Raw genomic sequence first — 17,301 nt, forward strand, 5'->3', positions numbered from 1 at the left:
TACCTGGAGGGCGACCGCGACTTCGTCGGCTTCAGCCGCGAAGCGGTCGAGCACCTGCAAAAGCTGATGGAGGAGTCCAATCTCTCCACCGGCGGCCACGTCCTGTTCGCCCACTACCAGCAAGGCATGACCGACTACCTGGCGATCGCCCTGCTGCACCACAGCGAAGGCGTGGCGGTGAACGAGTCGCTGGAGGTCACCCCGTCGCGCCACCTGGACCTCGGCCAGTTGCACCTGGCCGCGCGGATCAACATTTCCGAATGGCGCAACAACAAGCAGTCGAAGCAGTACATCTCGTTCATCAAGGGCAAGGGCGGGAAGAAGGTCTCCGACTATTTCCGCGACTTCATCGGCTGCCAGGAAGGGGTGGATTCGCCGAGCGAGACGCGCACCCTGCTGAAAGCCTTCAGCGATTTCGTGGAAAGCGAGGACATGGCCGAGGAACAGGCCCGCGAGAAGACCGAGACGCTGGTCGACTACGCCACCTCGCAGGCGCGCATCGGCGAGCCGATGACCCTCGACGCGCTTTCGGAACTGATGGACGACCAGCAACCGCGGGCGTTCTACGACTACATCCGTAACAAGGACTACGGCCTGTCGCCGGAAATCCCGGCGGACAAGCGCACCCTCAACCAGTTCCGCCGCTTCACCGGCCGCGCCGAAGGCCTGTCGATCAGCTTCGAGGCGCACCTGCTGGGCTCCAAGGTGGAATACGACGAAGAGCGCGACATGCTGATCATCCGCCAGTTGCCGACCCAGTTGAAGGACCAGCTCAAGCGGCGCAAGGACTGACCCGCGCCGCCCCGGAGCGCCGCCGGCGCTCCCTTTCCCTCCTCAGCCGCAGGCCCAGTCGAAGCGCATGTCGCGGAAATCGAGCTGGGCGTTGCCGCCGCCGAAGTTGTAGCCGCCCAGGTATTCCTCGAACTCTACGTAGAAGGGACTCATCTCCGGCACGCCCTGCACCGGACGCATGGTGCCGCCGATATGGTTCGGCAGGTGCCCTTCCACCCAGGGATGCTCGCGGTAGTTGTCGCGCTCGATCTTGCCGTCCAGCCAGTAGTGCGGCAGCTGGTAGCCGCCGTCGCCGTATTCGCTGGGCACCACCCCGGCGTTGGGGTCTTGCGCCCGCGCCGTCCAGCGCAGCGGGTAGCGCTGCTGGTGGCCGGCCGCCGGGCGGCCACCGAGGGCGCGCAGCAGGTAGTAGTCGTCCTCCGCCCAGTCCGGCACGAAGCTGGCCGCCGAACCAGCCTCCAGCCACTGCGGCGGCTCGGTCTGCGCCAGCAGCGGGTTGCCCGCCGGCAGCGCCGGCGGCTGGCAGGGCGCGCCGCTGAATTCAGCGGCGTCGAGCAGGATCAACGCATAGGCACCGCCGAGGATGTCCTCCATCCGGTGCAGACGCGGATGGCTATTGCGCCCGGCCTCCCAGAACGGCCGCAGTTCCGCGTCAGCCGGCGGTTGCGCGGGCGGATCGATGAGCATCTCGCGAATGCCGTCGACGCTGGTCGGTCCACCGTCGTTCTGGTCCGGGGCGAGGGAGAAGAAGCTCAGCGCGACGATCTCCGGGCCATGCACCCGGTAGTCCTCCGGCAGCAGCAGGGTGAAGCCGTGCATCAGCGGATAGCCGGTGTCCGGATCCAGCGGCCACTGCTCCGGACGGATGCCCGGCGGCAGGCCGAAGCACCAGCCGTGGTTGGCTTCGCCGGCGTGCGCGGCGTCGTTGACGATTTCGATGTCGTAGGCGTTCATGGCCACTCCCTGGTCGGTTTTTCCTGTTCCCGGCCACGCCGGCCGGGTGTCGCAGTGTAAAACGGAGTCCCCCGCAGGCGAAGGACTTTCAGCCCAGGCCCACGCCGAGCGCGGTACCCAACCCATAGGTGAAGGCCGCGGCAAGGTTACCGACCAGCACCTGGCGCAACGCCGAGAACGCCAGCGGCCGCCCGGTGAAACGGGCGGTGACCGCGCCGCTGAACAGCAGCGCAAGCAGACTGGACAGCAGGCTTGCGACCAGCGCCGCGGCGCCGTCGAGGAACAGGAACGGCGCCACCGGCACCAGGGCGCCAAGGGAAAACAGCAGGAACGACGTGCCCGCCGCGTTCCACGGGTTGCCGCCCAACTCCGTCGGATCGATGCCGAGGGCCTCGCGGGACAAGGTGTCCAGCGCGCCACGACCGTCGTTCATCAGTTGCAGGGCCACGCGCCGGGCGGATACCTCGCTCAGCCCCTTGGCGGTGAAGATATCGATCAGTTCCTGGGTCTCGGTGTCCGGGCAGAGCCTGAGCAGGCGTTCTTCCTCGGCGATGCGCTTGCTCGCCATCTCGCGGGCGTTGGTCACCGACAGCCACTCGCCGAGGGCCATCGAGCAGGCCCCGGACACCAGTCCGGCCATCCCGGTGAGGACGATGGACGAATGCGCCATGCTCGCACCCGCCACGCCCATCACCAGGCACAGGTTCGACACCAGGCCATCGTTGGCGCCGAGCACCGCGGCGCGCAGCTTGGTGCCGGCGTCGCGGTCCGGCCTCGCCTCGGGCAACGCGCACTGCGGCGGATCGGCGTCCGGCCGCAGCGGCGGGGTCTCCGCCGGCATGCCTCAACGCGCCTCGATGCGAAAGCCCAGGCGCGGGAAATGCACATGCACGGTACCCGCCCGCGGGTCTTCGCGGCGCAGGATGAGTTCCTCGCTGCCGGCGAAGAGCAGTTCGCCCTGTACCGCGTCGACACCGTAGTCGGTGGCGGCGATGGCGACCGCCTGGCCGGGCAGGAAACCGTTGGGGTCGCTGAAGGATTCGTCCGGCAATGCCGCGGGCTGGCTGCCGCGAGCCACCTCCAGGGCTTCCTCCGCACTCATCTCGGCTGGCGCGCCGTGGCCGAAGCCGAGCACCCGGCCCAACCAGGCCTGCACCTGCGGGTAGTCGTCGACCAGCGGCGCGGTGACCGGCGTGCCCTTGAGGAACCACAGGCAGTGCGCCACGGCGAAGTCGGCGACGGACGCTTCGCCGAACAGGAAATCGCCGTCCTCGCGCGACAACTGGCGCTCCAGTCGCGCCACGAATGCCGGCCACTGGTGGCGCGCCTGTTCCAACGGCAGGCGGCCGGCGCTGCCGCCGCTGAACAGTTGGCTGCGATCGGCCATGAAGGCCTTGAGGAATTCCGGCGGCAGCTTGCCGAAACGCACGGCGATGGACTCCGGGGCGAACGCCAGGCTTACCGCGTGCTGGAACAGCACCGCGTCGGCCCACTGGGCGAAGCTCGCGGCGACCATCTCCTGGCCTTCGGGGAACAGCGCCGGGACCGCCTTTTCCTGCTCCAGGCGACGGGCGATCAACGCGGTATCGCAATACACATCGGCGCCGACCTGCAACACCGGGGTCTTCCGATAGCCGCCGGTCAGCGCCACCAGGTCCGGCTTGGGCATCACCGGCGGAATCATCACCGAGCGCCAGGACAGTTGCTTGAAACCGAGCAGCAGGCGCGCCTTCTCGGCGAAGGGCGAAGTGGGATAGTGATGCAGGATCAGCTCTGACATGGGCGCCTCCGGGCGGATGTGAGGCACCAGCTTAGCGCGGCTGGGAAAACGCGCCTATGACAATCCGGGACATGAAGGGCACCCCATCGCCTGGCCCGATGGGCCTGGCGATGGGCGCGCTCAATCCAGCCGGCACCCCTGGCGGGTGATGGTCATCCGCCGGTACGCCGCACGCGGCGCCTCGCGCGCCTCCAGGGCGGCGAGGAACTCCCGGGGACGGTCCAGCGGCAGGCCGGTGAGGAAGGCGCTATCCAGCTCCCACCAGCGCGAGGCGAGCAGACCCTCGATGATCTCCGGCGGATGCCGGTAGCGGATCACCTGCGCCGGGGTGCCGGCGACGATGGCGTAGGGCGGCACGTCGCGAGTGACCACGGCGCGCGTGGCGATGATCGCCCCGGTCCCGACCTTGACCCCTTCCATCACCATCGCGCTGTGTCCGATCCAGACATCGTGGCCGATTTCCGCGTAGCTCAGCGCCGGCTCGTAGCGCAGCGCGGTGCCGGTGTGCTGGAAGGGGTGGCTGCTCACCCAGTCGCTGGGATGGGTGTGTTTTTCCTGGCCGATGAAGCAGTCCGAGCCGATCGAGCAGAAACGCCCGATGGACGCCACCAGGGACAGGTCGGTGCCGCTGCGCACATAGCTGTAGGCGCCGATCTCCAGCCTCGGCGGGACGATGCGCAGGTGGCCGAGTTCGACCTGCTCCTCGAGCACCAGCGTGGTGCGCTTGCCGACACTGGCCGGGCCGCCGGCCAGCTTGCAGCCGCGGCGGCGGATCCAGCGTTTCCACCAATGATTCTTCAGGTAACCCACGAATACCCCATGACCGCAGATGAACGTCCTAGATTGCCGGCTCGCCGACCTCGCGCAACACCGGTACGCCGACCAACAGGCGCTCCTTGGCGCGCTTGCTCAGGGCCTTGATCGCCCGCTCGCGGCGCAGGGCGTCGCCCTTGCTGGCGCAGGCCTCGACGTAGACCAGCGCGCGGGCGGGGCTGGAATGGAAGAACCGCGCGCCCTTGCCGCTGCAATGAGTGTCGAAGCGGCGCAGCGGATCGTCGCTGATGCCGCAGTACAACGCGCCGTTTTCCGCCCTCACCAGGTAGACCGACCAACACTTCCCGATCGCCGCCGTGGCGGCCGTCGCCTCACTCACTCCAGACCCGCTCCCGCATCCGCTCGCAATACGCCACCAGGCGCGGATAGCCTCGCGCCACATGGCTGAGCGGGGTATCCAGGGTCGCCTCGATGAGGTTGGCGAGGATACCGTAAGCGGCGGCATCGGCGCTGCACGGATGTTCGCCGCCGTAGTACGGGACCTGGCCGAGCAGGCCGTCGAGGGCATCGAGGTCGTCGCGGGCGAAGGCCAGCAGTTCGTCCCTGCCGTGGACCCCGAGTCCCTGCGCCCTGAGGGTAGCGCGGACCTTGCGGCGCATGGCCCAGGCCACCGCGTCGCGCACGCCGAATGGCAGCGAGCCGAAGAACACCGGCTTGAGCACGCGCCAGCTGTCCTCGTCGAACCAGCGGAAATACAGCATCAGGTAGTACAGGTGTTCGTCGCACAGGCGCGTGATCGCCCGTGCCCAGCCCTTGCCTCGGGCGTCCAGGCCAGCGTCGAGAGTGACCCCGTAGCGCTCGCCGAGGGTACGGATGACGATCTCGCTGTCGCCGATCGCCTCGCCCTCGATACGCACGTAGGGCAGCTTGCCCTTGGGCGCCTTGCGCGGGTCGCTGACGACCTTCACCTGGTACTCCAGGCCGGCCAGGCGCAACCAGGTTTCCAGTTTCAGGCAATAGGGACTGGCATTGGGTACGTTGAATGCGGCGGGGAACTGGAAGAGCGTGATCATCGCGGCGTCCTGCGGGTTGTCCGCGGCGAGCTTAGGAGATTATCCGCGCTTCGGCCACCGACAGCCTCAGCCGGCCGCCGGATGGGCAGCCTGGTAGGCGGCCAGGCCCTTGCGCGCCTGCCCGCGGATCGCCCGCTGCACCGGCGGCGCCCAGCCCAGCAGCAGGCCCTTGGCGCCAAGCGCCTGGCGGCTCCAGCGCCACAGGTCGAACTGGTCGCGATGCTCGACGATCAAACCATCGGCGAAGCGGAAACGGGCCTCGATGCGATTCTCCACCCTGCGCCCGGTCTGGGTGAACAGGTAGTGGGCCACCCATTGCGCACGCCCCTCGTTCTCGTCGGCGCGGACGTTCGCGTAGTCCAGGCGGAAGTCCCGCGCCCGGCTGGTCAGCAGGCGCCACATGTCGCCCACCTCGCGCCCACGCAGTTCGCCGAAGGCCGGGTCGTGGAAGGTCGCCTGGGGGGCGTAGCAGGCCGCCATGGCCTCGCCGTCGAGGCGCTGGAAGGCCTGGTAGAAGCGCTCGATCAGTTCGGCGTTGGGGTGGGCCATGCGGGGTTCCTTGCGATGAGAAGGACTTGCCAGGCGTCCCCAGGCGGGAACGCCGTCGCGCCGGGTCGTTTCAGCCGAACCACTCGCGGGCGCTGCGCCAGAGGCAGATACCGACGAAATAGGCCGAGGCGGCGAACCACAGGCCGAGCAGGATTGGCAGGTCGGCCGGCTGCTGGACGATCAGCAGACCGCTGCTGATCAGCCAGACGAAGGTCACCGCGATGTTCAACGGCATGAACTGGCGCACGCGGAACGGGTGGAGGAACTTCATCCGGGTCAGGGTCAGGGCGGCCAGCACCAGCACCGTGACGAGGTTGACCCAGGGGTGCAGGTCGAGCACGTAGAAGTACACCGCCACCACGTTCCAGGCGGCCGGGAAGCCGACGAAGTAGTTGTCGGTGCTCTTCATGTTGACGTTGCAGAAGCAGAACAGCGACGAAACCAGGATCACGCCCACCGCCAGCAGTTCGAAATGCTCCGGCAGGGGGATGTAGCGGTAGATGAAGATGGCCGGGATGAACACGTAGGTCAGGTAGTCGATCACCAGGTCGAGCACCGAGCCGTCGAAATGCGGCAGCATTTCCTTGACTTCGTACTTGCGCGCCAGGGTGCCGTCGAGGCCGTCCACCAGCAGGGCCAGGCCGAGCCAGAGCAGGCAGGCCTGGGGTTTGTTGTCGACCAGCGCGAGCAGGGCCAGCAAGGCCAGGATCACGCCGCTGGCGGTGACGGCGTGGACGCCCCAGGCCTTGGCTTTGTTGATGGGAGTCATCGATAGGTTCACGGGCATTTCTCTTGTTCGGTGTTCGGCATGACGCGTCGCTCTATAGTGCACCGGCACCGGTGCGTCTGTCTGTTATCGGATTGTCGGTGCTGGCGAGAGTTCAGCCAGCCCCCGCCGGTCAGCGGATCGGCGGCGCATAGTGCAGGCCGCCGAGATTCCATTGCGCGTTGAGGCCGCGCGGCATCTTCAGCGGGCTGCCGTCGCCGACGTTGCGGGCGAAGATCTCGCCATAGTTGCCGACCTGGCGCACCATCTGCACCACCCAGTCGCGCGGCAGTTGCAAGTCCTTGCCGGCGTCACCCTCGCTGCCGAGCAGGCGGGCGACGTCCGGGTTGCGGCTGTCCCTGGCCTGGCGCTCGACGTTGCTCGAGGTGACCCCCAGCTCCTCCGCGTTGAGCAGGCCGTACAGGGTCCAGCGGACGATGTTGAACCAGGCTTCGTCGCCCTGCCGCACGGCCGGGCCGAGCGGCTCCTTGGAGATCACTTCCGGCAGCACCACGTACTGGTCCGGCTTGGCCAGCTTCAGGCGCTGGGCGTAGAGCTGCGACTGGTCGGAGCTGAGCACGTCGCACTGCCCCGCCTCCAGGGCACGGGCGCTCTTCTCGTAGCTGTCGTCGAGCACCGCCTTGTAGCGGATGCCGTGGGCCCGGAAGTAGTCCGCCACGTTCAGCTCGTTGGTGGTGCCGGACTGGATGCACACCGTCGCGTCCTTCAGTTCGCGGGCGCTGGACACGCCGAGCTTGCGATTAACCAGGAAGCCCTGGCCGTCGAAATAGGTGACGCCGGTGAAGTGGATGCCCAGCGCGGTATCCCGCGAGCTGGTCCATGAGGTGTTGCGCGACAGCAGGTCGACCGTGCCGGACTGCAACGCCGAAAACCGCTCGGTGGCGGACAGCGGGGTGAAGCGCACCTTCTCGGCGTCGCCGAACAGCGCGGCGGCCAGCGCCCGGCAGATGTCGACGTCGAGCCCCTTGAAACGGCCCTTGGCGTCGGCGTAGGAGAACCCCGGCAGGCCGTCGCTGACGCCGCACTGCACGTAGCCCTTGCGCTTCACCGCATCCAGCGTCGCGCCGGCCTCGGCCGTGGCGCTGGCGCCGAGGCAGACGGCGGCCAGCAGCAGCCAGGTACCTTTCATTATTGTCATCTGTTCGCCACTCCCTTCGCCGCCCCTGGGTGAACCGCCGGCCCCGCGCCGGTCGCTTCCCGGGCCGGTCGCCGCACTGTAACCGCAAGCGCCGCGGCACCGGCAGGGGCAGCCGGCGGCGCGACGGCGGCGGGCGACGAACGGCGTACCCGGCGCACTTCCCTTAGCAAAGCGCATCCGCGGGAAATTGGCGAATGCATGATCTGCGACAATCTGGCCGACTTGCGAGCGGGAAAGCGCCTGTTGTCGAATGGTCCTCCCATTCCGAACGCATATGCCCCCTGCCTGGAGCCGTCATGAGCGAACCTCTGATCCTCGATGCCCCGAATGCCGACGCCTGTATCATCTGGCTGCACGGCCTGGGCGCCGACCGTACCGACTTCAAGCCGGTGGCCGAAGCCCTGCAGGTGGTCCTGCCGAGCACCCGCTTCATCCTCCCCCAGGCGCCGAGCCAGGCGGTGACGGTCAATGGCGGCTGGGTCATGCCGAGCTGGTACGACATCCTTGCCTTCAGTCCGGCGCGGGCCATCGACGAAGACCAGTTGAACGCCTCCGCCGACCAGGTCATCGCCCTCATCGATGAACAGCGCGCCAAGGGCATCGCCGCCGAGCGGATCATCCTCGCCGGTTTCTCCCAGGGCGGCGCGGTGGTCCTGCATACCGCCTTCCGCCGCTACGCCCAGCCGCTCGGCGGGGTGCTGGCGCTATCCACCTACGCGCCGACCTTCGACGACCTGGCGCTGGACGAGCGCCACAAGCGGATTCCGGTCCTGCACTTGCATGGCAGCCAGGACGACGTGGTCGACCCGGCGCTCGGCCGCGCGGCCCATGACGCCTTGCAGGCGCAGGGCGTGGAGGTGGGCTGGCACGACTACCCGATGGGCCACGAGGTGTCCCTGGAGGAAATCCACGACATCGGCGCCTGGCTGCGCAAGCGCCTCTGACGCCCGCAGCTTCTCTCAGACGGCGTGCAGCCGGTAGTTCAGCGCGTAGCCGCCGAGCAGCTCTTCCAGCGCCGCCCGGCGTCTTTCGTCGAGCGCGGGAACGTGCAGGTGGGCGAGCTGGCCGTGGCGCTCGTCGGCGACCACCTCCACGCGGATATCCTCGGCGATCCTCCGGCTTTCCTCCTCCAGCACCCGGCGGATCGCGTCCAGGCGCAGCGCCGGCTTGAAGGTCTTGCCCACCGCGGTGACCGGCATGCTCTCGATCAGCCAGACATCCTTGGGCACCGCCGCCCGCTCCGGTACGTGGCGGCTGGCGTGTTCCAGCAGCTCTTCCTCGCTGGCGCTGGCGCCGGGCTTGAGCTGGATATACACCACCGGCAGCTCGCCGGCCTTGGCGTCCGGCTTGCCCACCGCCGCCGCCAGGGCCACGGCCGGATGCCGGTGCAGCGCTTCTTCGATCATCTGTGGGTCGATGTTGTGGCCACCGCGAATGATCAGGTCCTTGCTGCGCCCGGTGAGCCAGATGTAGCCGTCCTCGTCGATACGACCGAGGTCGCCGGTATTGAACCAGCCATCGCCGACCCAGATATCGCGGTTCCGGTCCTGTTGCAGGTAGCCCTTGAACACCGTCGGGCCCTTCAGGCAGAGGTTGCCCACCTCGTTCGGCGCGGCATCGCGCAGGTAATTGCCCTCGCCGTCGAGCACCGCGACCTTCACCTGGCAGTACGGTAGGCGCAGGCCGATCGAACCCGGCCGGCGCTCGCCGCCACGCGGGTTGCAACTGGTGCCGCAGGTACCTTCGGTGAGGCCGTAGCCTTCGATCACCTTGAGCCCGGTACGCGCCTCGAACTGGCGGATCAGCTCCACCGGCATCGGCGCCGCGCCGCACAGGGCGAAACGCAGGCTGGACAGGTCGCGGCCATCGCTGGGGACCTGCAGCAACGCCGCGTAGATGGTCGGCACGCCACTGAAGCTGGTGACCCGGTAGCGCTCCACCAGCTTCCAGAAGTCCTGGATCAGGGTCGGATTGCGGTAGCCCTGGGGCCCGGCCAGGAGCACCTGGGCGCCGCGATGGAAGGGCGCCAGGCCGGTAACCATCACGCCGTTGACGTGGAACAGCGGCAGGCCACAGAGCAGCACGTCGTCCACCCCGTAGTCGGCGTTCAGGCCCATGATCTCGGCCATCGCCACCTCGTTGAAGTGGCTGTGCGGCGCCAGCTTCGGCGTGCCGGTGGTGCCGCCGGTGTGGAAATAGGAAGCGACGTCGTCCGGATGGATCGCCCGTCCGCTCTCCAGGCGGTCTGCCGGGCAGTCGGCGATCAGCGTATCGAAGTCCAGCACGCCCTCCGGCAGCGGCCCGCGCTGGGCCTTGAGCGCCTCGCGCTGCGGCGCCGGCAACAGGTTGGCCGGATCGACCACGACGATCGCGTACAGCTCCGGCAGCTGCGCGCGCAGGCCGGCGACCTTCTGCCACAGGTCGGTGCCGGGGAACGGCGCCAGGGTCACCAGCACCCGGGTGTTGGAGGCGCGGATCAGCTCGGCGATGTGCTCCGGCTCCAGCAGCGGGTTGATCGCATTGACGATCCCGGCAGCCTCGCCGCCCCAGATCACGTAGTGGGTCTGCGGCAGGTTGGGCAGCAGGAAGGACACCGCCTGGTGGCTTTCCAGGCCCAGCCGGTGCAAGGCGTTGGCGGTCTGGGTGACGCGGGCGAACAGCTCGGCATAGCTGATCCGCAACGGTTCTTCGGCGGCGCTGCCATGCAGCAGGCAGCTCAGGGCGATACGCTGGCCGTGGCGCTGGGCCGAGCGTTGCAACAGTTCGTAGGTGCTGGACGGCAGGTCGCGCTGTTCCAGCGGCACGCGTTCCAGGGCTTCGATATCGCTCAGCCCGGCGATCGATGGGGACGGATTCATGGTTTTCTTGTTCTTCCGTTGGTGAGTGGGCGGACACTCGCCGGATCGCTCCGGCACCGTCCCGAAGATGCCACCCCCGTCGTCGCCCTACCGTTGTCTTTTTGTAGCGCGCCGCCGGTCGCGCGCACGAGCCCTCCCGGAGGCTGCCCCGGGAGCTTCGCACAGCCCCCTCCAGGCCCCGTCCGGCCAGGGCTGGAAGGCGCCGGCCAAGCATGGATTTCTCCCCGCTGGCAACATGCTTTACACTGGCGCCCGTTCATTCCTTAACCACTACGAGATCGCCGTGCTCAAAGCACTCAAGAAAATCTTCGGCAAGGCCGACGGAACCCAGCCGCAGAGCGGTTCCTCCCCGGTCCCGCAAGGCCCTGCCGGCGCTACCGCGAAAGGTACCGCCCCCACCGGCGAAAAGCCGACCGAGAAACGCCCACGCAAACCGCGCGCCCCACGCGCCGACAACGAGTCCGGCGCCCCGCGCGCCGCTGAAAAGGCCGAGAAAGGCGAAAAGCCCGCCAAACCCGCCGCCAAAGAAGGCCGGGACGCCAAGCCGCGCAGCGACAAGCCGCGCCGCGAACGCAAGCCGAAGCCGGTGGACAACTGGAAGCTGGAAGACTTCGTGGTCGAACCGCAGGAAGGCAAGACCCGCTTCCACGACTTCAACCTCGCCCCGAGCCTGATGCACGCCATCCATGACCTCGGCTTCCCCTACTGCACGCCGATCCAGGCGCAGGTACTGGGCTTCACCCTGCGCGGCCAGGACGCCATCGGCCGCGCCCAGACCGGTACCGGCAAGACCGCCGCGTTCCTCATCTCGATCATCACCCAGTTGCTGCAGACCCCGCCGCCGAAAGAGCGCTACATGGGCGAGCCGCGCGCGCTGATCATCGCCCCGACCCGCGAACTGGTGGTACAGATCGCCAAGGACGCCGCGGCGCTGACCAAGTACACCGGGCTGAACGTGATGACCTTCGTCGGCGGCATGGACTTCGACAAGCAACTCAAGCAGCTGGAAGCGCGCTTCTGCGACATCCTGGTAGCCACCCCAGGCCGTCTGCTGGACTTCAACCAGCGCGGCGAGGTGCACCTGGACATGGTCGAGGTGATGGTCCTCGACGAAGCCGACCGCATGCTCGACATGGGCTTCATCCCGCAGGTCCGGCAGATCATCCGGCAGACCCCGCACAAGGGCGAACGCCAGACCCTGCTGTTCTCGGCGACCTTCACCGACGACGTGATGAACCTCGCCAAGCAGTGGACCGTCGATCCGGCGATCGTCGAGATCGAGCCGGAGAACGTCGCCAGCGACACCGTCGAGCAGCATGTCTACGCCGTGGCCGGCAGCGACAAGTACAAGCTGCTGTACAACCTGGTGGCACAGAACAACTGGGAACGGGTGATGGTCTTCGCCAACCGCAAGGACGAAGTCCGCCGCATCGAGGAACGCCTGACCAAGGACGGCATCAGCGCCGCCCAGATGTCCGGCGACGTACCGCAGCACAAGCGCATCCGCACCCTGGAAGGCTTCCGCGAAGGCAAGATCCGCGTCCTGGTGGCAACCGACGTGGCCGGCCGCGGTATCCACATCGACGGCATCAGCCATGTGATCAACTTCACCCTGCCGGAGGACCCGGACGACTACGTGCACCGTATCGGTCGTACCGGCCGCGCCGGCGCCTCGGGCACCTCGATCAGCTTCGCCGGCGAGGACGATGCCTTCGCCCTGCCGCCGATCGAAGAACTGCTGGGCCGCAAGATCACCTGCGAGATGCCGCCGGCCGAACTGCTCAAGCCGGTACCACGCAAGCACTGAACGCAGGCGTGGTGAAAAAAGGCGAAGCCATCCGGCTTCGCCTTTTTCGTTTCTGCGACACGCAGGTGCCGCCGTCGGTCATCGAGGCAGGTCGGCGCTTGCCCGACAATACCTTAAAGTCCAGAATGGACAAATTGTTTACATCCATTCCGGAGATCGCATGAGCGCCGCCACTCCCCTGATCGTCCAGCAGGCCGAAGCCGAGCAACTGCTCGCCCGTATCGACGTCCTCCAGGCCATGCGCCAGCTGTTCCTCGACCTGGCCGCCGGCCAGGCGCTCCAGCCGGCCCAGCAACTGGTGGAGTTCCCCGCCGGTCGCGGCGACTTCATCAACTACCTAGGCGTGCTCGCCCAGGAACAGGTCTACGGGGTCAAGACCTCGCCCTACATCGTCCGCGAACAGGGCCCGTTGGTCACCGCCTGGACCCTGCTGATGTCGATGCAGACCGGCCAGCCCTTGCTGCTCTGCGATGCCGCCCGGCTGACCACCGCGCGCACCGCCGCCACCACCGCGGTGGCGGTGGATGCCCTGGCTCCGGCCAAGGCCGGCCGCCTGGCGCTGATCGGCAGCGGACCGGTGGCCCATGCCCACCTGCAATACGTGAAGGGCCTGCGTGACTGGCAGGGCGTGCGAGTCCATTCGCCGTGCCTGGACGAGCGCCGCCTGCAAAGCCTGCGCGCCATCGACCCGCGCGCCGAAGCCGCCGGCAGTCTGGAGGAAGCGCTGGACGAAGCCGATGTGATCCTGCTCTGCACCTCCTCGGCCCGAGCGGTGATCGACCCGCGCCAACTCGAGCGCCCGGCGCTGGTCACCTCGATCAGCACCAACGCGCCCCGCGCCCATGAGGTACCGGCGGAAAGCCTGGCGGCCATGGACGTCTATTGCGACTACCGGCACACCACCCCAGGTTCCGCCGGCGAGATGCTGATCGCCGCCGAACAGCATGGCTGGAGCCCCGCGGCGATCCGCGGCGACCTCGCGGAGCTGCTCAGCGGCCAGGCGCCACGTCCGGAATACCGGCGCCCGGCGTTCTTCCGCTCGATCGGCCTGGGCCTGGAAGACGTAGCCCTGGCCAACGCCCTCTACCGCCTGCGCCAGGCAGGCTGATCGCGCGATGCAGGAGAGCAGCATGATCGAAGCGGATTACCTCGTCATCGGTGCCGGCATCGCCGGCGCATCCACCGGCTACTGGCTGTCGGCCCACGGCCGGGTCGTGGTGCTGGAGCGCGAGGCGCAGCCCGGCTACCACTCCACCGGCCGCTCCGCCGCGCACTACACGGTGGCCTACGGCACGCCCCAGGTGCGCGCGCTCACCGCCGCCAGCCGGGCCTTCTTCGACAACCCGCCGGCCGGCTTCTGCGAGCATCCGCTGCTCAGCCCGCGTCCGGAAATGGTGGTCGACTTCAGCGACGATCCGGAAGAACTCCGCCGCCAATACGAAAGCGGCAAGGCGCTGGTGCCACAGATGCGCCTGCTGGACGCGGAACAGGCCTGCTCGATCGTGCCGGTGCTGCGTCGCGACAAGGTCTTCGGCGCCACCTACGACCCCACCGGCGCCGACATCGATACCGACGCCCTGCACCAGGGCTACCTGCGCGGCATCCGCCGCAACCAGGGGCAGGTCCTGTGCAACCACGAAGCGCTGGAGATCCGCCGGGTCGACGGCGCCTGGGAAGTCCGCTGCGACGCCGGCAGCTACCGCGCCGCGGTGCTGGTCAACGCCGCGGGCGCCTGGTGCGACACCATCGCCGGGCTGGCCGGCGTCCGCCCGCTGGGCCTGCAACCCAAGCGCCGCTCGGCCTTCATCTTCGCCCCGCCGCCAGGCATCGACTGCCACGACTGGCCGATGCTGGTCAGCCTCGACGAATCCTTCTACCTGAAGCCGGACGCCGGCATGCTGCTCGGCTCTCCGGCCAACGCCGATCCGGTCGAGGCCCACGACGTGCAGCCCGAGCAACTGGACATCGCCACCGGCATGTACCTGATCGAAGAAGCCACCACCCTCACCATTCGCCGTCCGGAACACACCTGGGCAGGGCTGCGCTCGTTCGTCGCCGACGGCGACCTGGTGGCCGGCTACGCCGCCGATGCGGAAGGCTTCTTCTGGGTCGCCGCCCAGGGCGGCTACGGTATCCAGACCTCGGCGGCGATGGGCGAGGCCAGCGCCGCGCTGATCCGCCACCAGCCGCTGCCGGCGCACCTGCGCGAGCACGGCCTGGACGAGGCGATGCTGTCGCCGCGCCGCCTGTCCCCCTGATGACCCGGCGGCGGGTTTGCGGCACACTCGCCTCGCCCGCCGCCCCACGAGACCCCCTGCGCATGAGCCCGAGCCAAGACCCCAGCCTGGAGAACTACCGGGCGATCGCCGACGGCATCGCCACCCTGTTCTTCCCCCACGCCGAAGTGGTCCTGCACGACCTGCGCAGCCAGCGGGTCGACTACATCGCCAACAACCTGTCCAAGCGCGAGGTCGGCGACGACTCGGCGCTGGAAGACATGCTCGAAGGCGATAGCGACGAGCGCAACATCGGTCCCTACGAGAAGCTCAACTGGGACGGGCAGAAGATCCGCTCGGTCAGCACCGTGCTGCGCGACGCCGCCGGCCAGCCGCTGGCGGTGCTGTGCATCAACCTGAACATCAGCCTGTTCGAGAGCGCCAAGGCGGCGCTCGACCTGTTCCTCTCGCCGAGCAAGCTGATCCCGCAACCGGACGCGCTGTTCCGCGACGACTGGCAGGAGCGCATCAACACCTTCCTGCACGGCTGGCTGCGGCAGCGCCAGCTCGGCTTGAACCTGCTGACCCGCGAGCACAAGCGCGAACTGGTCCTGGCCCTGCACGCCGAGGGCGCGTTCAAGGGCAAGAGCGCCGCCAACTATGTGGCCAACGTGCTGAACATGGGCCGGGCGACGGTCTACAAGCACCTCAAGGAGCTGAAGGAAGGCGGCGACTGACGGCAGCCGCCGCCGGCGAGCGGTCAGTCGCCGTAGATGTCGCTCTTGAAGTACTTGCCCTCGATGCGCTTGTAGGTCCCGTCGGCACGAATCGCGTCGATCGCCGCGTTGAGCTTGCCGACCAGCTCGGCGTCCCCCTTGCGCACCGCGATCCCGGCGCCCTCGCCGAAGTATTTCGGGTCCTTGAACTCCGGCCCGACGAAGGCGTAGCCCTTGCCGCGCGGGGTATCGAGGAAGCCGGTCTGCAACGGGATGGAGTCGGCGAAGGTGGCGTCGAGGCGGCCGGCCACCAGGTCCAGGTAGATCTCGTCCTGGCTGGTGTAGCGCACCACTTCGGCACCGGCCTTGGCCAGCACCGCGCTGGCGAAGCGGTCGGCGGTAGCGCCGCGCTGCACGCCGATGCGCTTGCCGGCCAACTGGCTGAAGCTGTCGTCGAGCTGGGCGCCTTCCTTCATCACCAGGCGGCCCGGCGTGAAGTAGTACTTGTGGGTGAAGTCCACCGAGCGCCGGCGCTCCTCGGTGATGGTGATGGAGGACAGCGCGGCGTCTATCTTGCGAACTTTCAGCGAGGGAATCAGGCCGTCGTACTCCTGCTCGATCCACTGGCACTTCACCTGCATCTGCGCGCACAGCGCGTTGCCGATGTCGTAGTCGAAGCCGGCCAGTTCGCCTTCGGCGGTCTTGAAGGAAAACGGCGGGTAGGCGGCCTCGATGCCGATCCGCAGGTTGCCATCGGCGGCGACGGCGGATCCGCTGGCGAGCACGCCGAGCAGCAGGCCTCCCAGCAGGTTCTTGGTGTTCAGCGACTTGATCATGGACGACTCCAGGGGTGACGAAGGTGCGCCCGCGGCCCGGGCGGGAAACAGACGGTGATCCGTCTTTATACTTTTCGTCCAATCTGGACCAAAAAGTATACATCGTCAATCGCCGTCCCTCCTCCGCTACCCCTCCTTACCTCCTTCGAGGAATAGGCCCGCCGGCCCGCGGGACTTAGTCTTGAGCCATACACAGCCACCCCGCGAGGTGTTCCGCTACGCAGACATCACCCCCTTGCTCCATTTCAGCTATCACGGTTAAGGCTCTATTTACGCCTGAATCCCCGCGTCACGCTCATGCCGCGGGGATTTTTTCGTCCCGCCGCCGCCCTTCCGAATTCGCTATATAGATAAATAATTCCGAATTGCTCTTAATGGGTATTTACCCTGATGAATATTTCATAGATCGTTATGTAAAAAAATACATAACGAGATCGCCGCTACCATGCAAAACCTTCTTTCCAACCGGCTGGTCCCCAGCCTGGCACTGTCCCTGCTGGGCGCTGCCACTGCCCAGGCGGAGACGCCGATCGCGCTTCCCGACATGGAAGTCAGCACCTGGGGCAATTCCCTCAGCCCGCCGGACAGCGTCGCCCGCGAAGACTTCCAGCGCTTCGACCGCCGCGACGTCGGCGAGGCGCTGAACACCCTCCCCGGCGTCTACCTGCAAGGCGGCGGCAACCGCAACGAACGCCAGGTCAGCGTACGCGGCTTCGACTCGCGCCAGGTGCCGCTGTTCATCGACGGCGTGCCGGTCTACGTGCCCTACGACGGCAACATCGACCTCGGCCGCTTCCTCACCTCGGACCTGGCCGGCATCGAAGTGTCCAAGGGCTACGCCTCGCTGTTGCAGGGGCCGAACATGCTCGGCGGGGCGATCAACCTGGCGACCCGTCGCCCGACCCGCCCCTTCGAGGCCGGCTTCGGCCTCAGCCAGGGCTGGGCGCGCGACGCAGGGCGGGTCGGCCGGGCGGCGGATTTCTCCCTCGGCGGCAAGGGCCGCCAGGGCTTCTTCCAGGCC

The 17,301-nt window shown here is 67.8% G+C and carries 18 protein-coding genes; 7 read left to right on the forward strand and 11 right to left on the reverse strand.

The genetic code is table 11. From position 1 onward, the window contains the following. Positions 1-792 (forward strand): nucleoid-associated protein YejK (yejK, locus tag FFS27_RS12815; protein ID WP_137952045.1); only part of this gene is annotated, 792 nt, incomplete at its 5' end. Between the two features lie 42 nt (positions 793-834). Here yejK and FFS27_RS12820 read toward each other — a convergent pair. From FFS27_RS12820 to FFS27_RS12860, 9 genes are all read right to left on the reverse strand, one after another. After that, on the reverse strand, positions 835-1,746 hold the full coding sequence (locus FFS27_RS12820) for a hypothetical protein (protein ID WP_003092910.1): 912 nt from the start codon (positions 1,744-1,746) through the stop codon (positions 835-837). Between the two features lie 88 nt (positions 1,747-1,834). After that, positions 1,835-2,587 (reverse strand): VIT1/CCC1 transporter family protein, encoded by a 753-nt coding sequence (locus FFS27_RS12825; RefSeq protein WP_023100838.1) that lies wholly within the window; start codon positions 2,585-2,587, stop codon positions 1,835-1,837. Between the two features lie 3 nt (positions 2,588-2,590). After that, on the reverse strand, positions 2,591-3,526 hold the full coding sequence (locus tag FFS27_RS12830) for a glutathione S-transferase family protein (RefSeq protein ID WP_023100837.1): 936 nt from the start codon (positions 3,524-3,526) through the stop codon (positions 2,591-2,593). A 120-nt stretch (positions 3,527-3,646) separates the two neighbouring features. Continuing rightward, positions 3,647-4,336: a CatB-related O-acetyltransferase gene (locus FFS27_RS12835; RefSeq protein WP_003092917.1), complete on the reverse strand. Its 690-nt coding sequence runs from the start codon at positions 4,334-4,336 to the stop codon at positions 3,647-3,649. 28 nt (positions 4,337-4,364) lie between these two features. Beyond that, complete coding sequence (locus FFS27_RS12840) at positions 4,365-4,679, reverse strand: GIY-YIG nuclease family protein (protein ID WP_003119275.1); 315 nt, start codon at positions 4,677-4,679, stop codon at positions 4,365-4,367. Then, positions 4,672-5,373: a glutathione S-transferase C-terminal domain-containing protein gene (locus FFS27_RS12845; protein ID WP_003092922.1), complete on the reverse strand. Its 702-nt coding sequence runs from the start codon at positions 5,371-5,373 to the stop codon at positions 4,672-4,674. The genes FFS27_RS12840 and FFS27_RS12845 overlap by 8 nt, the downstream gene beginning before the upstream one ends. Positions 5,374-5,439: 66 nt before the next feature. Beyond that, entirely contained in the window at positions 5,440-5,922 is a 483-nt protein-coding gene (locus FFS27_RS12850; protein WP_003113784.1) for a nuclear transport factor 2 family protein, read from the reverse strand. 70 nt (positions 5,923-5,992) lie between these two features. After that, positions 5,993-6,709, reverse strand: a complete 717-nt coding sequence (gene pcsA, locus FFS27_RS12855; RefSeq protein WP_003129573.1) for a phosphatidylcholine synthase — start codon at positions 6,707-6,709, stop codon at positions 5,993-5,995. Positions 6,710-6,821: 112 nt separating this feature from the next. After that, positions 6,822-7,847 (reverse strand): amino acid ABC transporter substrate-binding protein, encoded by a 1,026-nt coding sequence (locus FFS27_RS12860; protein ID WP_003092927.1) that lies wholly within the window; start codon positions 7,845-7,847, stop codon positions 6,822-6,824. A 296-nt stretch (positions 7,848-8,143) separates the two neighbouring features. Here FFS27_RS12860 and FFS27_RS12865 point away from each other — a divergent pair, with 296 nt between their 5' ends. After that, positions 8,144-8,791, forward strand: a complete 648-nt coding sequence (locus FFS27_RS12865) for an alpha/beta hydrolase (RefSeq protein WP_003129570.1) — start codon at positions 8,144-8,146, stop codon at positions 8,789-8,791. 15 nt (positions 8,792-8,806) lie between these two features. Here the strand turns inward: FFS27_RS12865 and FFS27_RS12870 are convergent, their stop codons facing one another. Further along, on the reverse strand, positions 8,807-10,705 hold the full coding sequence (locus FFS27_RS12870) for an acyl-CoA synthetase (protein WP_003137805.1): 1,899 nt from the start codon (positions 10,703-10,705) through the stop codon (positions 8,807-8,809). Positions 10,706-10,988: 283 nt separating this feature from the next. On the opposite strand from FFS27_RS12870, the gene rhlB reads away from it, so the two are divergent. The 4 genes from rhlB to dauR all read left to right on the forward strand — a co-directional run bounded on the left by rhlB (position 10,989) and on the right by dauR (position 15,465). Beyond that, positions 10,989-12,512, forward strand: a complete 1,524-nt coding sequence (gene rhlB / locus FFS27_RS12880; protein ID WP_031630864.1) for an ATP-dependent RNA helicase RhlB — start codon at positions 10,989-10,991, stop codon at positions 12,510-12,512. 160 nt (positions 12,513-12,672) lie between these two features. Continuing rightward, a complete protein-coding gene (gene dauB / locus FFS27_RS12885) occupies positions 12,673-13,620 on the forward strand; it encodes an NAD(P)H-dependent anabolic L-arginine dehydrogenase DauB (RefSeq protein ID WP_023100836.1) in 948 nt (315 codons plus the stop codon). A gap of 22 nt (positions 13,621-13,642) precedes the next feature. Next, positions 13,643-14,770, forward strand: coding sequence for an FAD-dependent catabolic D-arginine dehydrogenase DauA (gene dauA, locus FFS27_RS12890; RefSeq protein ID WP_023100835.1), 1,128 nt, complete (start codon positions 13,643-13,645; stop codon positions 14,768-14,770). Positions 14,771-14,832: 62 nt separating this feature from the next. Then, positions 14,833-15,465, forward strand: a complete 633-nt coding sequence (gene dauR / locus FFS27_RS12895; RefSeq protein WP_003092943.1) for a transcriptional regulator DauR — start codon at positions 14,833-14,835, stop codon at positions 15,463-15,465. A gap of 23 nt (positions 15,466-15,488) precedes the next feature. Here the strand turns inward: dauR and FFS27_RS12900 are convergent, their stop codons facing one another. Continuing rightward, positions 15,489-16,280: an ABC transporter substrate-binding protein gene (locus FFS27_RS12900; protein WP_003118292.1), complete on the reverse strand. Its 792-nt coding sequence runs from the start codon at positions 16,278-16,280 to the stop codon at positions 15,489-15,491. A gap of 445 nt (positions 16,281-16,725) precedes the next feature. Between FFS27_RS12900 and FFS27_RS12905 the strand changes: the two genes are divergently transcribed. After that, positions 16,726-17,301: TonB-dependent receptor plug domain-containing protein (locus FFS27_RS12905; protein WP_019485979.1), on the forward strand; the 576-nt coding region annotated here is incomplete at its 3' end.

Origin of the sequence: Pseudomonas sp. 2VD (assembly GCF_005503585.1) — a bacterium.
Lineage (GTDB): Bacteria > Pseudomonadota > Gammaproteobacteria > Pseudomonadales > Pseudomonadaceae > Pseudomonas > Pseudomonas aeruginosa.

What these genes read in the sequence shown, in the direction of transcription:
- pcsA (WP_003129573.1), bottom strand. Translation starts at nt 6,709, where the DNA reads ATGCCCGTGAACCTATCGATGACTCCCATCAACAAAGCCAAGGCCTGG.
- FFS27_RS12860 (WP_003092927.1), bottom strand. Translation starts at nt 7,847, where the DNA reads ATGACAATAATGAAAGGTACCTGGCTGCTGCTGGCCGCCGTCTGCCTC.
- FFS27_RS12820 (WP_003092910.1), bottom strand. Translation starts at nt 1,746, where the DNA reads ATGAACGCCTACGACATCGAAATCGTCAACGACGCCGCGCACGCCGGC.
- FFS27_RS12825 (WP_023100838.1), bottom strand. Translation starts at nt 2,587, where the DNA reads ATGCCGGCGGAGACCCCGCCGCTGCGGCCGGACGCCGATCCGCCGCAG.
- FFS27_RS12865 (WP_003129570.1), top strand. Translation starts at nt 8,144, where the DNA reads ATGAGCGAACCTCTGATCCTCGATGCCCCGAATGCCGACGCCTGTATC.
- FFS27_RS12850 (WP_003113784.1), bottom strand. Translation starts at nt 5,922, where the DNA reads ATGGCCCACCCCAACGCCGAACTGATCGAGCGCTTCTACCAGGCCTTC.
- FFS27_RS12845 (WP_003092922.1), bottom strand. Translation starts at nt 5,373, where the DNA reads ATGATCACGCTCTTCCAGTTCCCCGCCGCATTCAACGTACCCAATGCC.
- dauR (WP_003092943.1), top strand. Translation starts at nt 14,833, where the DNA reads ATGAGCCCGAGCCAAGACCCCAGCCTGGAGAACTACCGGGCGATCGCC.
- dauB (WP_023100836.1), top strand. Translation starts at nt 12,673, where the DNA reads ATGAGCGCCGCCACTCCCCTGATCGTCCAGCAGGCCGAAGCCGAGCAA.
- FFS27_RS12830 (WP_023100837.1), bottom strand. Translation starts at nt 3,526, where the DNA reads ATGTCAGAGCTGATCCTGCATCACTATCCCACTTCGCCCTTCGCCGAG.
- dauA (WP_023100835.1), top strand. Translation starts at nt 13,643, where the DNA reads ATGATCGAAGCGGATTACCTCGTCATCGGTGCCGGCATCGCCGGCGCA.
- FFS27_RS12870 (WP_003137805.1), bottom strand. Translation starts at nt 10,705, where the DNA reads ATGAATCCGTCCCCATCGATCGCCGGGCTGAGCGATATCGAAGCCCTG.
- FFS27_RS12900 (WP_003118292.1), bottom strand. Translation starts at nt 16,280, where the DNA reads ATGATCAAGTCGCTGAACACCAAGAACCTGCTGGGAGGCCTGCTGCTC.